The 255-nt window shown below is 63.1% G+C and carries 1 protein-coding gene; it reads left to right on the top strand.

Features of this window, described 5'->3' with window-relative positions:
- The coding region (locus AACY49_RS31645; protein WP_339528300.1) for an immunoglobulin-like domain-containing protein at nucleotides 1–255 on the top strand (255 nt) is incomplete at both ends.

Here is a 255-nt window from a genome sequence, read left to right as displayed (position 1 = left end):
TCTACAACAATGGCAGCACCGTCAGCACCACGATCACCGGGACTACCGGCGGCAACTTCGAGAACCTGGTGCCGAACCCGACACCGGCGGTCACCACCGTTACCGACTCGGTCGACACCACCACCGTTACACTGACAGCGGGTTCGACCGTCACTGAAGGCGGCCAGATCACCTACACCGCGACCTTGACCAACCCGGCGCAGACGCCGGTCACTGTCACCCTGTCCAACGGTTCGACCATCACCATCGCCGCAG

Source organism: Pseudomonas sp. EL_65y_Pfl2_R96 (assembly GCF_963970905.1).
Taxonomy (GTDB): domain Bacteria; phylum Pseudomonadota; class Gammaproteobacteria; order Pseudomonadales; family Pseudomonadaceae; genus Aquipseudomonas.
The sequence above is the reverse complement of the archived record's forward strand: the minus strand, read 5'-3'. Positions and strand labels throughout refer to the sequence as shown.